Origin of the sequence: Paenibacillus tianmuensis (assembly GCF_900100345.1) — a bacterium.
Classification (GTDB): Bacteria; Bacillota; Bacilli; order Paenibacillales; family NBRC-103111; genus Paenibacillus_G; species Paenibacillus_G tianmuensis.
The window spans coordinates 175,282-189,432 of sequence record NZ_FMTT01000005.1 but is presented as its reverse complement, the minus strand read 5'-3'; the positions used below and the strand labels follow the sequence as shown (position 1 = coordinate 189,432).

Below are 14,151 nucleotides of genomic sequence, written 5' to 3'. Positions count from 1 at the left end.
GCGTCGGGCCTCCCGTGGCAGCTCTGGTGTTAGGAGCTTGAACTGCCGCTGCCGCCGATGCCGCCTTTGCTGATCCCGGAAGAGCTGTCCGAAGAAGCTTTAGAGGAGCTTCCGCTTCCGCCTGAGCCCCCACCGCCGTAATAATGTCCTCCGGACGAACCGCCGCTGCCATTATCGCAGTAACCGTCCCCGTTACGATCGGTGCATTTCGAATCGGAGCAGCCCGCCGTGCCGCCGAGCACCAGTGTCGACGCCACAAACAGCGCTACCAGTTTGCGTGTCCTGCTGCTTTTTTGCTGTTCCATTCTTCGTCACTCCTGCTTTTCCCAGTTTGAATTGCGGCTACACCGGCATGGCATAATATACATACGTCTCCCGGTCTTCGTCGATTTCGGCGCAAGTGCGCTGCCATTCCCGGCCCTCCGCATACAAATAATTCGCCTGAATATTCAGCATCGCCTCCAGCGTATCGGGAAATGTGAACGTATCCACCAGCCGGTAATCCGCCGTCCATTCGCGGTATTCCCTGAGCTCCATGCGAACGCCGCGGGGACCTTCCGGCTTCCCCCATAACATCGTCCGCTCGTCAAGCGCTTCCTGCACATAAACGACATAACACTCCGGCTCCACAGCGCACGAGGTTTTCTCATACACCTTGCCGTCCTTAACAAAATAGTCGCAAGCAAAACGCAAAGCGACCTCGTCCCGGCCGATCCGGTCATAATAATACAGTAGCGGAAACGTCTCGCTGCCCTCGGCATACAAACGGTATTCCAATCGTGTCATCATACTTCGGCACTCCTTTTCTCCCTCTCGGAAACGGGTCATTCTCACGGAGATACTCTAAACATATACACACAACGGCGAAAAGGTTTCACAGTCCGCCATGGCGGTTTGCTCCTTGGTCCGGAAGCTGCATCCAAAATCGATTATAGGTTTCTGACGCGGTACGTCAAGCAAAAGTTGCCCCGGATTCGCGAAGCGACAAAAAAATACCGCTCCGATGGCTCGCTCACGCACTAAAATTATGTTTTCAATATTCCTTGACAGGAATATTCCTTATGGGGTATATTTTAAGCAAGACTACGGTACCGACAAACAAAATACCCGGTCACGTACCGAAAACAATATTTAGGAGGAATTTGGATGTCAAACCCAATGACGATCAAGGTAGAAGGTCACGAGCTTATTCTGGAGCGAGTGTTCAATGCGCCGCGCGAGCTTGTATTTAAAGCGTTCTCACAGGCCGAGCATCTCAAGCACTGGTGGGGACCGCGCGGCTGGACACTTACGGTTTGCAACGTTGATTTTCGTCCAGGAGGCATCTGGCATTACTGTATGAAGTGTATCGATCAGAACCAAGGCGATTTTTACGGATTCGAATCTTGGGGCAAAGCCGTCTATCAGGAAATCGTTGAAGCGGAGAAAATTGTCTACGTGGATTACTTCTCGGATGCCGAAGGCAACGAAGCGGAAGGGATGCCTGCGCCTCTCATTACGATGACTTTCACAGAGCTCGAAGGCAAGACGAAGCTTGTCAGCCGAGCCCAATATCCTTCTGCCGAAGCGCTCAAAGCCGTTATCGATATGGGAATGGAGCAAGGAGTTACCGAAACCTGGGATCGTCTCGCCGAACATCTGCAATCCGTTCAATAATAAGCCCGTTTCAGCAAAGGAGGGGTGCGGCCTGTGTGACCGCTGCCCCTCCCTTTTCTCATATCCGCAGATTTCGGGCCAAGTTGGCCCAAAGCATACAAGCAGTACGTCGGCCTGAACAGCGGCAAACGTACTGCTTATTTTTATCCAACTGCTGCGTCTTTTTCAACTCCAGTTTGCTCAAGATGTAGGTAGGTTCGTCCATAATCCATTTGGCATGGTTTCTTCCATCCGTTACGTTTTTTTGTCGATTTTTTGTCGAATCATGAAGGAAAATCGCACTTTATATTGAAATTCTTTCTAAGAGAAGGTTCCCACATCATGGAAACCCCTTAACTAAATCGGAATGGGAGTAATGACGAGTATGGAAAATAGGACAAACAACCCAGCAACGTCTGAGGAGACGGGAACAGCGGCAAAAAAATCAAATAAGAAGCTGATCATCATCCTGAGCTCGCTTCTCGTTGTATTGGCAGCGGCCGGTGGAATCGCCTACAAGCTCACGAATAACTTGAAATACGATTCGTTGGTCAGGCAATACAATCAGGATTTTGATTCGATTCAGGAGGCGGGTTCCGCATTCAAAAAGCAAATAGAAACGCCTCCTGTCGACAAAAAAACGCTTAAGGAAATCGTCAGTTTTTATGAAAATTCCAAATCAACAATCAATTTTGAAGCTCAAGTGAAAGAATTGAACAGCAATCCCAAGTACGCTTCGCTTACGGCGGAAAAGAAGGATTACCCCAGTCTTAACTTGGAAAATGCACTCGCGGAGTACAAAGATCGATTGAAGGATATCGAAAAGCTTCAGAGTATCATCCAGCGAAGCGACAACATCGATTCGGAAATCAGACAGTTAAAGAAGCCCAAAGACGATGCGTATACCATTTATAGCACAGTCGACGCTCTCGTCGAAAAAAACAACAAGCTGAAGGACGAAGTGCTGAGCGTAGTTTTATCGGCGAAATTAAAAGGTATTCAATCCAAGTTCGTCGATGCTTTGACCTACCGCGGCAAATATTTGACGGAAATGCAAGCTGCGCATGAGGCTGCAGGTAGTTATAAATATAACGAAAAAAGCTACGGACGCAATATTTCCGACATCAAGAAAAACAAGCAGCTGGCGCAAGGTCATACCTATCCCTACGAATATATCGATGCTGCCTACAAGGCGGCCAATAGCGCCGAGTCCGATAGAAAATATTTGGAGAAAAACGGGACCGAACAAAGAAATCGTGCAACCGAAGCCGCCAGCATGCTGGCCAAGTATGTGGAATTGACAGGGGCTGAATCAGCCGATCTGACGAAAAGCGAAATTAATCCCCAACCGCTTCCGCAGAGTCCGGCGAAGCCATCCGGCGATGAGGAAATGGCCAAGGCGATGGTCGAGATTTTCCTGGCGAAAAGCATGTGGGCCCTGTCCACAGACGACATCAAGGTCGTGACGCCGTATTTGAGTTCAAAAAAACACCAAGAACAGGCGAATTACATGCAATACCTGAAAAACAAAGGAATCAAGGAATCCATGACCCTTAACGAAGCCAAGTCGGCAGAAAAATTGGACGATTCCACCTTCATCGTTACGACATCGGAAAAGTACAAAATCTCTTATGGCGATGGTAGTAGCAAAACAAAGAGCTTCACTTCCAAATATAAAGTCCTGAAAACCGATTATCACGATTATAACTTCGTAATTGACGAATTGCTCGAAGCGAAGGAAACGGAGAGCATCGACAGCTAAGATGGCTTGCATCGTAAAAACAATCATCCAAACCTCCGGATTTTGATTCCGGAGGCTTTTTTGATCATTCCCGGCAATTTCAATTATTTACCTTTGCATAAGGAACGTGCGTTCTGTATATAATAACGATATACGAACATATATTCGCAGGTGATGAAATGCAACGAACGGTTCTCATGGCAGATGGGCAAAGTTTTTACGCGAGTATCGAAAAAGCAGCGCACCCGGAATATCGGAATAAACCCGTTGCGGTTGGGGATCCGGCACGCCGTAGTGGAATTATTTTAGCTGCCTGTCCGATTGCAAAATCACGCGGTGTAACAACAGCGGAAAGAGTCGGTGAAGCACTGGCCAAATGCCCGGATTTGGTCGTCATACGGCCGCGAATGCAAACGTATATCTCGGTATCCCTGCTCATTACAGAAATTTTCGAATCCATTACAGATCAAGTTGAACCGTTCTCCATCGATGAACAGTTTCTCGATGTGACAGGATCTTTGGCCTTGTTCGGTTCTGCTGAAGAGATTGCCCGTTTGATACAAACACGAGTAAAGCTTTCAACCGGAGTATGGTCCCGTGTCGGTATCGGTCCCAACAAAATTCTTGCCAAAATGGCTACGGATAATTTCGCAAAAAAGAAACCTGCAGGCATATTTAAACTTTCACATGACAATATCGAAAAAGAACTTTGGCCCCTGCCTGTCCATCAAATGTTTATGGTAGCCGGGCGAATGACTTCCCATTTTGCTCGCATGGGCCTACACACCATTGGCGATATAGCGCGTCTCGATCTCGGTGAATTCAAAAAACGGATGCGTTTCCGTATGGGCCGGCAAAGTGACATTCAAGCGGAATATTACTGGCAAACGGCGAACGGCATCGACCCGAGTCCCGTTGTCACCGGAATGCGAAGCCAAATTAAAGTGATCAACCACGGCAGGGCATTAAAATGGCAAACCTATCGAACGATCGAAGACATTGAACCCCTTATGATCGAACTGATCGTGGAGGTTTGCCGCCGTGCCAGGCGCTACGGATATATGGGCAGAGTCGTTGCCGTGGGAGCCGTAGAAACCGACGGGTATCGGTCTTCAGGTTTCGGGAGGCAAAAAACATTGCCTCGTCCTACCCATTTGGAACATGAAATCGGCCCGGGTATACGCTCACTCTTTTTGGAGCACTGGAAGGGCTTGCCTCTTACTCATTTGCATATTACGCTCACGGACCTTTCGAAAGATGATGTTTATCAACTTGACTTATTTGAAGATCGAGAACGATTGATTCGCCGTGAAAAAGCAGTCGATGCGCTAAAAGAGAGGTTTGGACCAACAGCCATTATCCGTGCATCGTCCTTGTTAAAAACGGCTCAGGCATTCGAAAGGGCAGCTCAAATAGGGGGGCACTGGGCATGAGCAAACTAGACGGGAATGGCCGCTGGCAGTCGAAAATGACGCTAACGGAACATACGGAGCAATATGAGGCGCGCAATGAACTCAAAACTTCTCGACCGACACCTGAGGAATACACCATGGCTCGGGATTACATTCTGCTGCCTCATATGCTAACCATGATTGAGCGGAGTATTGAGGAAATAAGAACCTCAACAAATATCTTAAAGCGGCTATATTTGATCGCGGCGCAAACCGTTATGAATCAAATCCATAAAGACATGCACTCGTTACGTCGGGAATTAAGCAAACGAAACATTAAAGTGATTAACGACGAGCAGATTGACCTGGTTATTTATTACAAAATCATGTGCCGAGGTTATGAAGAACGATTCGGTATCGTTCGTGATGTAGTTCGATCAGAGATCAGTGTACGTTTGACCAATTATTTAAAAGACGTTGCAAAATTCTTGGAGCAATACGGCAAATGAATTACACTTGTGTACGCCGTTCTAGTCTTGTTTCACTATGAGCATATCCTTGGATCGTGCTATAATCGGAAAAAGAAAAGCGTCCCGCCTCGACAGAGACGGAACGCTAAAAATGGAAGTAAAGGTGAAGACGTATGCTGCTGCACAAGGGCGAAACGTTGTTTCGCCAAGGAGAAACCGGACCGCTGTACCGCATCAGGAGCGGCCTGCTTAAAATTGTCCGCATTCACGAGGACGGACATCCCGTCTTGGTCAATATTATCGTTCCGGGCGAGACGATCCCTCATCATTCCTTAATCAGTCCGAAAGAATATTACGGGACCGCGATTGCGCTCATGACCTGCGAGATCGAAACGCTTCCCGCTCAAGAATGGTATGCCAAGCTTCAACGGGAACCGCAAACGTGTCTTGAGATCGCCATACTGCTGGAAAGCAAGCTGCGGATGATGCAGCAGCGCATCGATCAACTGACGCAGCTTGCGCCTGCGGATAAGCTGGCGAAGCTGCAAGCCTGGTTCGAAGCGTATATTGCCCCGGCCCGATTGACCGATCTGCTGACACAGGAAGAAATCGGCCAGTTTATCGGGCTTCGCCGCGAGACGGTCAATCGTCTGCTTCGTGCTCAAGCAGGCAATCGCGCTGCCTTGCAGGTCCGGGAAGATAACAAACGCCGGCGCTAAAGTCCTTTAATCTCACTGCTTCTTTTATCCGAACCGCATTTTAGCGGTGTGCCTGAGCCGTTGGTTCCCCGGCTTCCTCCAGCGAACCCGCCGGTCCGAAAAACTCGTAACGCGCGTCCTCCTTACGTACGCCCCATGCTTGCAGCACCCGGTTGACCGTCTTCATGAACGGCACCGGTCCGCAGAAATAGAACGCGGCATCCGGCGAAGGAACGACGGATTGCAGCCACTCCAGATCAATGTAGCCCTCCTTGTGGAACGTCCGCTCCGCCTGATCGGCAGCGGTCGGCGATTGGTAGCAAAAGCGGTACGAGAAGCCCGAATACCTGCGGGCCAGCTCTTCCACCTCGGCGCGCATCGCGTGCGTCTCGCCGTTCAGGGCCGCGTGAATGAACGTGACCTGCCGGTCCGGCGCCGTTTCGCCGAGCGTTTTCAGCATACTGAGCAGCGGAGTCAGACCTACACCGCCGCTTAGCAACACGACCGGGCGCGGATCGGAGGTATCGAGCGTGAAGTCCCCGGCAGGAGCCGTCAGCCATAGCGTGTAGCCTTCGCTCACGTGCTCATGAAGGAAGACGGACACTTTGCCGGCCGGGCAGTCCGGCGCGCCGTCCTCGCGTTTGACCGAAATACGGTAATACGGCTTGCCCGGCGCATCGGACAAGCTGTATTGCCGAATATGCGTATAGGTCTCGCCGGGCATTTCCGGCTTCACGCTGACATACTGCCCAGGCTCGAACGAGGCAATCGCGCCGCCGTCAACCGGAACCAAATAAAACGACGTAATGACGCTGCTTTCCTTTTGCTTACGGTCTACCCGGAACGCCCGGAATCCTTCCCAGCCGCCCGCCTGCCGCTCCGCCTGGGCATACATTTCCGCCTCTACGCCGATGAAGGCGTCGGCAATGATGCCATAGGCGGTTTCCCACGCCTGCAGCACCTCGTCCGTAGCTGCCTCGCCGAGCACCTCCCGCATGGCTGTCAGCAGCGTCCGGCCTACGATCGGATAATGCTCGGGCTTTACTCCAAGGCTCCGGTGCTTATGCCCGATCTGCTTCACTACAGGCAGAATGGCAGCCAAATTATCGATATGCACGGCAGCGGCATACACGGCATTAGCCAGCGCCGTCTGCTGACGCCCCTGCTTTTGGTTCGCATGGTTGAAGACGTTTAGCAGCTCCGGATGCTCGGCGAACAAAATTTCATAAAATCGTTTCGTGACCGCAGTCCCCTTCGACTCCAGAAGCGGAGCCGTCGATTGAATCACGCGGATCGTCTGTTCGTTTAACATCGTTATCCCTCATTTCATAATAGCGGATTTCGTTACCTTCATGAGAAAGTATACAAGGACGCCCGGAACGTCTTTGTGATTTAGATCACATCAAAACAAAACGATTTGTGGCAAGACAGACGGCCGGTCGGGATGTTTATTTCTCCGACCGGCTGTCCGCTTGCCGAGTTATTTGATTCCGGGATTGTATGTTTCAGTTTCAGAGGTTAAAAGCCCGTCTTCGACGTATCCTTCCCTTGATCGGCCAGCATTTCGCCGTTACCCGTACCGGCGTTGCCGTACACCGTATTATTTTCGCAGCGGCTGCCGGCGATCTGGATAGCGGCCGCCGAACAGCGGGACAGCATATTGCCCGTGACGAGATTGTGCCGGCTGAAGGAGCCGTCGGCATTGCCGGATGTTTCAAGAACAATGCCGGTTTGGACCCGCCGCACATCATTGCCCGTCACCGTAGTAACATCGCTGTTCAGCAGGACGATACCGCGCCCGGTCTGATCGATTTTGTTGCCGGAAACGATGTTGCCGAACGGCCGCTCGCCGTCTGCCGCGCCGTCGCCCGTCAGCGAGATGCCGGATTCTTTTGCCCGGGAAATGATGTTATGGACGATCACGTTGTCCGTGCAGTAATCGCGCAGCACGATGCCCTGCTTGCCGGCATAAGCGCCGTTTCCCAGCCCTTCCGCCGACAATATATTGCCTTCGATCCGGTGGTACGAGCTCGGCTTCAGCTTGGAAGATATCACGATAAAGGCATCGTCGCATTGCTGCGCCACGTTATCGGAGACGATCGAATACGAGCTGCCTGCAGAAATATAGATGCAGGGTCTTTTCAACAAATGAAACCGGTTATCCGTAAGTCGGAAATTCGCCGCCGACTCGGCAAAGATCCCATGGCCTTCGTAAAAGTTTTCGTAAGCGATTAGCTGGGAGAACACGCTTTGGCTAACCGAGACGTGCCGGCTGTCGCTGAACCATACGCCGTTGGCGATCCCGGTGAACAAACAATTCCGAACGGAGACGTGCTCGCATTTTTCAAAATAAACGCCGCGTTCCGTCATCTTGTAATTTGCCGGCGATACGGCGCCCATGCCTTCGAAGCCAAGCCCTTCGACCGCATTCTTCTTTGTGCTGAGCCCCATCACCATAGATAGATTCGGCTCCGCCGCCTTCAGTATGGATGCGCCCGGCCCATCTCCAACCAAACGCACATTCGGCCTTAGCATAATGGCGGATCTCAGAATGTAGCGCCCGGGTGGAAAATACACGGTCCCTCCCAAAGGCGCCGCCGCCTCGACGGCCGATTGAATCGCCGGTGCGTCGTTTTGATCAAAACGACCCGAGCCTTGCGCTCCGTAGGTTTTCACGTTAATCCAAGCGACCGATTCCGGGCGAAACCCCGGATTTTGCATCGGATTGGGCATCGGCTCCGCCGCGGCCGTACCGCTCCAGCCTGTGCCGGCGGCAAAGATTATTCCGGCCGTCGCCGTGCCCATCGTGGCCAGCAGCTCGCGGCGGGACATTGCTTTGTCTTTGGATGAAGATGAAGATTCCGAAGTAGACATATCGATATCGTTCCCCTTTCCACAATCTAGCAATCTATCAGCATTATAGCCTGCTCCGCTGCATTTGACAATTGGGCCGGAGCCCAGTGTTCCGACGAAAAAAAGAACATGCCCGCTTAGCGGAACATGCTCCATAGTTTAATCAGATGAAACGCATTGTTCGGATCGATTTTTTGCGAGATAACGAACTGGACGAGCTGCTCAGTCTGCTGCTCGGTGACTCTTTCGCCAAGTGTCTTCGTCAGCATGCCGACGAACCGTCGAACCTTCACGCGGTCCTGCAAATCGTACTTCGTCACGCCCTGCAAAATCATTTTGACCCGTTCTTTCGTCTCCGGATTTTTCATCTTCAGCTTGATCCGCTCGATTTGCGCAGGATCAAAGCCGTACTGCGTATAGCTCATGCCGCACACCTCCGCGTTCTTGCAAATAGGACTTACAACTACCATACAGTAAGTCTATGTCGGAGGGCTTGGTCTTGTGTACCTATTTCTTTTGCCGTCTTTCCCCTTCATGCCGCAGGCGGAGCGTCAAGCAGGCTATCGTCTAATCCAGCATCTCGCTGTCGAAGATGTGCTCGCGCTGCAAATAGTGACGCAGCGGCACGTAGTCGGCCTCGGTCCAGAAATCCGGCTGCTTGACGAGCTCGGCCGCATCGTCTCTTGCCTGTTCCATCACTTCGAAGTCAGTCACCATGTCGGCGAGCCGGAAATCCGGCACCCCGCTCTGCTTCGTGCCGAAAAAATCTCCGGGCCCCCGCAATTCGAGGTCGCGGCGCGCAATCTCGAAGCCGTCGTTCGTGTCCGTCATCGCTTTCAGCCGTTCCTTGCCGACTTCGTTCTTCGGATCGGCAATCAGCACACAGTACGATTGGTGCTCGCCCCGTCCGACCCGGCCCCGCAGCTGGTGAAGCTGCGATAGTCCGAACCGGTCGGCGTCATAGACGACCATCAGCGTGGCGTTGGGCACATCCACGCCGACCTCAATAACCGTCGTCGAGACCAGGACATGAAGCCGGCCTTGGCTGAACTCGCGCATCACATCGTCCTTCTCCGCCGGGGCCATCCGTCCATGCAGCAGCCCGACCTTATATTCCGGAAAAGCAAATTGAAGCTGCGCGTGCACGTCAATCGCGTTCTGCACGTCGAGCTTTTCGGATTCCTCGATCAACGGACAAATGACATATGTCTGCCGCCCTGCGGCCACCTCGCGGCGAATAAAGCCAAGGACGCGCTCCAGCATATTGTGCGTCACCGCATACGTCTGAATCGGCTTGCGTCCCTTAGGGAGCTCCCGCAGCGTCGAGACGTCCATATCGCCAAAAGCGGTAATCGCGAGCGTCCGCGGAATCGGCGTCGCCGTCATCGTGAGCACGTCCGGATTCATCCCTTTACGGCGCAAAATGCTGCGCTGCTGTACGCCGAAGCGATGCTGCTCGTCTGTAACGACGAGTCCGAGCCGACGGAAGAACACATCCTCTTGAATGAGCGCATGCGTGCCGACAATGATGTCGATCATCCCCATCTGCAGCGAGCCGAGCACATCCCGGCGCTGCCGCTCCGTCAAGCTGCCGGTCAGCAGCGCCGTCTGGATGCCGTACGGCTCGAACAAACGGTCGAGCGAGCGCTTGTGCTGTTCCGCAAGAATTTCCGTCGGCACCATCAGCGCGCCTTGATAGCCGGCTTTGACGACGGCAAAAAGCGCCACCGCCGCAACGACGGTTTTTCCTGCGCCCACATCGCCCTGCAGCAGGCGGTTCATGCAGAAAGGCTGCTGCAGATCATGAAGAATTTCGGCCAGCACGTTTTTCTGGGAAGCCGTTAACGTGAACGGCAGCGCGCGTACAAACGCGCGGACAGCCGGCAAATCTACGGGGTGCGCGACCCCGTCCGCCCGGTCGTGATTCAGCGAGCGGTACGCCTGCATCTTGAGCTGAAACAAGAACAGCTCCTCGTACACCATCCGGCGTCTCGCCCGCTGCCCCTGCTCCATACTGCCCGGCAGATGCAGCAGGGCGACCGCCTGCTTGCGGGGCAGCAGATTGTATTTGCGCAGCAGCTTGCCCGGGAGCACCTCGGAAATGAGATCGCCGAATTGCAGCAGCGCTTGCTTCGTCGTTTGCCGAAACCACTTTTGCGTAATTGATCCCGTCACCGAATAAACCGGCTGCAGCGTACCGGTCTGCGACGTACCGCGGCCCGGGAATTCTACCTCCGTCACGGTCAAGTGCAGCCGCTTCTGGTCCCATTTTCCGGTCAAGACGATATCCGTACCGGCTGTCAGCTTGTCCTTCAAAAAATGGCGGTTGAACCAGACGGCCGTAATGAAGAGCGGGTCAACCACGATTTTGCAGGTCATGCGCGATTTGGTACGCCCGTACATTTGCACCTGGGGAACCCCCGCGACCGTGCCCTGCACCGTAATACGGTCTCCGTCCTTCACCTGCGTCAAATCGCGAAGCGTGTAATCCTCGTAGCGGAAAGGATAATAATCGAGGAGCTCTCCAACGCTCGAGATGCCGAGCGCAAGCAGCTCCTCGGGCTTCTTGCCTTTGACGCCGGACACCTTCGTGACCGGAAGCGAATAAAGATCCAAGGTCATATCAGACCGGTACGGCAAAGGCCGCTACGGTTCCGGGTCCGACATGCGCTCCAACGACAGGCCCGATATGCGTGTAGTGCACGCTTTTTACTTCAAAATGCTGCTGCAGCAGAGTGCAAAACTGCTCCGCCGTCTCGCGTTCGGTCGTATAAGCCACGACCAAATCGATCGGTTTGCCTGCAAAATCCTGCTGCAGCAGCTCGATGATCCGGTTCATCGCTTTCTTCTGTCCGCGAACCTTATCGACGGAGAACACGACTCCGTCATCGTTGACCGAAAGGATTGGCTTAATATTAAGCAAGGAGCCGAAGAGCGCCGCAGCCTTGCCGATCCGTCCGCCCTTGTGCAAATACTTGAGCGTATCCGGCAAAAAATAAAGCCCGATGTTTTGGCGCAGCGCCGCAATCCGTTCCAAAATTTCCGACTTGCTCTTCCCCTGCTTTGCCGCCTCTGCGGCAGCTACGACGAGCATGCCGAGGCCAAAGGAAGCCGAACGGCTGTCCACCACCTCGATATCCGCCTTCTCGTCGATCATCGATTTCGCCACGAGGGCGGACTGGTACGTGCCGCTCATCTGCGATGATAAATGAATCGAGATGATCGAGTCGGCGCCTTCCGCCGCAAGCCTCTGATACACTTGGATGAAATCGGCCGGCGACGGCTGCGATGTGGTTGGAAAAATACCGGATGAGGCCAGCTTGTCATAAAATTGCTCCGGACCCATATCGACCCCGTCGCGAAATGCCTCCGAGCCGAACAATACTTTAAGCGGCACCATCTCAATGCCGAGCCGCTCCCGCAGGTCGGCCGGAATATCCGCCGTGCTGTCCGTTACAATACGAACCTGGCTCAATAGCCTCCCTCAATTCTTTGCAAAGTTTTGATCTATAGACATAGGGTCGAAAACGAACCGCTTATTCCGCGGAAATGATGTAGTAATAGAGCGGTTGTCCGCCGTTCTGCACTTCCACTTCCACCTCTTGATACGTTTGTTCGACATACCCGACAAGCTCCTCGGTCTGCTCCTGCACCGCATCCGCTCCGGTATACAAGGTCACGATCTCCGCACCCGCATCCAGCATGGAGTCAATCAGCTTTTTGCAGGAATCGACGAGGTCCGGAGCCGAGGAAACGATGCGGCCGTTATGAATGCCGATATAGTCGCCCTCTTTAATATCGATCCCGTCCATTTGCGTGTCGCGTACGGCATGGGTGATTTGACCGGCCTGTACTTGCTGCAGCGCCTTCTGCATTTCGCCGATGTTTTCTTCGGGAGCCGCTTCCTCCTGGAATGCGATGACAGCGGCAATGCCTTGCGGAATCGACTTGCTGGGAACAACGACAACCTGCTTATCCTCCACAAGCTCCACGGCCTGCTGCGCAGCCAGGATGATGTTCGAATTGTTCGGAAGCACGAACACGATTCTCGCTTCGACCTCGCTTACGGCGCGGACGATATCTTCGGTGCTCGGGTTCATGGTTTGTCCGCCGTGCAGAATCCGATCGACGCCCAGACTGCCGAAAATACCGGAGATGCCTTCCCCAGCGGATACGGCAACAAAGCCGTACGGCTTGAGCTCGCGGGACGGACCGTTCGCCGCATGGACGGTCGGCCTGCCGAGTTCGAGCTCTCTGGCCGCGTCCAGCAAATGCGTCGCCTTGGCCAATGCCGCGACCGCGCCGGACGGTCCGGCCTCCTCCATCAGAAGATGCGTATGCTGATCGCGCATATTTTCAATTTTGATCCGGCTGAGATCCCCGTAATTCTGGGCCAGATTCATAACGCTGCCCGGGAATTCGGCATGGATATGCACTTTGACCAGATCGTCGTCGGCCACGACAAGCAGAGAATCGCCGAAGGCAGACAGCTCCTCGCGGAACAGAGCCTCGTCAAATTTGCAGCCGTTCGGCTTGCCCGGATTCAGCGTCACCATAAACTCCGTACAATACCCGAACTCGATATCCTCCGTCGCCAGCTTCGCTTGCACACGCTCGTGACCTGTAAAATCAAACATCGTCGCAACCGACTCTAGCGTCTCCTCCAGCGGCAGCACCGCGCCAAAAGCGACGTACGGCATATCGGCCGGCTCCTCCGCAGGAGCTTCCACTTCCATGTCCAGAACGGATACAAAGCCCTCGTAGATATACACAAGCCCCTGTCCGCCCGAATCGACGACGCCCACCTGCTTCAGCACGGGAAGCATGTCCGGCGTTTTGGCCAGCGCCTCTTTCGCTTTATCCAGCAGTTCCGCCATCACGACAGCGACATCCAGCTGCCGCTTGGCGGTCTGTACGCCCTGCCTCGCCGCTTCCTTGGCTACGGTCAGAATCGTACCTTCCACAGGTTTAACAACGGCTTTGTAGGCCATATCCACGCCGTTCTGAAACGCCGCAGCCACCTGCTGGGCATTGGCCGAAGGCAGGTCGGATACGGCTTTGGCAAAACCGCGGAACAACTGCGACAGAATCACGCCCGAGTTGCCGCGAGCGCCCATCAGCAAGCCTTTGGCAAGCGCTTCTGCTGTTTTACCCAAGTGGTCCGACGGACGGCGGCGAAGCTCTTCCACCCCGGAAGTCAAGGTCAAATTCATATTCGTGCCCGTATCGCCGTCCGGTACCGGAAAGACGTTGAGCGCATTGACCCGCTCTGCGTTCGTCGTCAGCCTATGCGCTCCCGCTTCTACCATTCGGATGAAATCTTGTCCATTCATTTCTTTTAAGCGCTTACCCAAAAAGACCGT

At 53.6% G+C, this 14,151-nt stretch carries 13 protein-coding genes; 5 read left to right on the top strand and 8 right to left on the bottom strand.

Features of this window, described 5'->3' with window-relative positions; all coding sequences use genetic code 11:
• Window positions 1-29: 29 nt before the first annotated feature.
• Both BLO51_RS05590 and BLO51_RS05585 read right to left on the bottom strand, forming a co-directional pair.
• On the bottom strand, window positions 30-305 hold the full coding sequence (locus BLO51_RS05590; RefSeq protein WP_090668052.1) for a hypothetical protein: 276 nt from the start codon (window positions 303-305) through the stop codon (window positions 30-32).
• Between the two features lie 37 nt (window positions 306-342).
• Window positions 343-786: a hypothetical protein gene (locus tag BLO51_RS05585; protein WP_090668155.1), complete on the bottom strand. Its 444-nt coding sequence runs from the start codon at window positions 784-786 to the stop codon at window positions 343-345.
• Between the two features lie 360 nt (window positions 787-1,146).
• Here BLO51_RS05585 and BLO51_RS05580 point away from each other — a divergent pair, with 360 nt between their 5' ends.
• The 5 genes from BLO51_RS05580 to BLO51_RS05560 all read left to right on the top strand — a co-directional run bounded on the left by BLO51_RS05580 (window position 1,147) and on the right by BLO51_RS05560 (window position 5,956).
• On the top strand, window positions 1,147-1,656 hold the full coding sequence (locus tag BLO51_RS05580) for an SRPBCC domain-containing protein (protein ID WP_090668049.1): 510 nt from the start codon (window positions 1,147-1,149) through the stop codon (window positions 1,654-1,656).
• Between the two features lie 364 nt (window positions 1,657-2,020).
• The gene (locus BLO51_RS05575) at window positions 2,021-3,397 is read left to right on the top strand and encodes a TcaA NTF2-like domain-containing protein (protein ID WP_090668043.1); all 1,377 of its coding nucleotides are present in this window, start codon (window positions 2,021-2,023) and stop codon (window positions 3,395-3,397) included.
• A 158-nt stretch (window positions 3,398-3,555) separates the two neighbouring features.
• Complete coding sequence (locus tag BLO51_RS05570) at window positions 3,556-4,809, top strand: DNA polymerase IV (RefSeq protein ID WP_090668040.1); 1,254 nt, start codon at window positions 3,556-3,558, stop codon at window positions 4,807-4,809.
• On the top strand, window positions 4,806-5,276 hold the full coding sequence (locus tag BLO51_RS05565) for a YhjD family protein (RefSeq protein WP_090668036.1): 471 nt from the start codon (window positions 4,806-4,808) through the stop codon (window positions 5,274-5,276). Before BLO51_RS05570 ends, BLO51_RS05565 begins: the two co-directional genes overlap by 4 nt.
• 134 nt (window positions 5,277-5,410) lie before the next feature.
• Entirely contained in the window at window positions 5,411-5,956 is a 546-nt protein-coding gene (locus BLO51_RS05560) for a Crp/Fnr family transcriptional regulator (RefSeq protein WP_090668033.1), read from the top strand.
• Window positions 5,957-5,996: 40 nt separating this feature from the next.
• On the opposite strand, the gene hmpA is transcribed toward BLO51_RS05560, so the two are convergent.
• The 6 genes from hmpA to BLO51_RS05530 form a co-directional block, all read right to left on the bottom strand.
• Window positions 5,997-7,247 carry an NO-inducible flavohemoprotein gene (gene hmpA / locus BLO51_RS05555; RefSeq protein WP_090668030.1) on the bottom strand — a complete coding sequence of 417 codons (1,251 nt, stop codon included), beginning with the start codon at window positions 7,245-7,247 and terminating at the stop codon, window positions 5,997-5,999.
• 206 nt (window positions 7,248-7,453) lie between these two features.
• On the bottom strand, window positions 7,454-8,809 hold the full coding sequence (locus BLO51_RS05550; RefSeq protein ID WP_167670109.1) for a right-handed parallel beta-helix repeat-containing protein: 1,356 nt from the start codon (window positions 8,807-8,809) through the stop codon (window positions 7,454-7,456).
• 116 nt (window positions 8,810-8,925) lie between these two features.
• Entirely contained in the window at window positions 8,926-9,213 is a 288-nt protein-coding gene (locus BLO51_RS05545) for a stage VI sporulation protein F (RefSeq protein WP_090668022.1), read from the bottom strand.
• A gap of 142 nt (window positions 9,214-9,355) precedes the next feature.
• Window positions 9,356-11,410 (bottom strand): ATP-dependent DNA helicase RecG, encoded by a 2,055-nt coding sequence (gene recG / locus BLO51_RS05540; RefSeq protein ID WP_090668019.1) that lies wholly within the window; start codon window positions 11,408-11,410, stop codon window positions 9,356-9,358.
• A 1-nt stretch (window position 11,411) separates the two neighbouring features.
• The gene (locus BLO51_RS05535; protein WP_090668016.1) at window positions 11,412-12,263 is read right to left on the bottom strand and encodes a DegV family protein; all 852 of its coding nucleotides are present in this window, start codon (window positions 12,261-12,263) and stop codon (window positions 11,412-11,414) included.
• A gap of 61 nt (window positions 12,264-12,324) precedes the next feature.
• On the bottom strand, window positions 12,325-14,121 hold the full coding sequence (locus BLO51_RS05530; RefSeq protein WP_090668152.1) for a DAK2 domain-containing protein: 1,797 nt from the start codon (window positions 14,119-14,121) through the stop codon (window positions 12,325-12,327).
• Window positions 14,122-14,151: the final 30 nt, after the last annotated feature.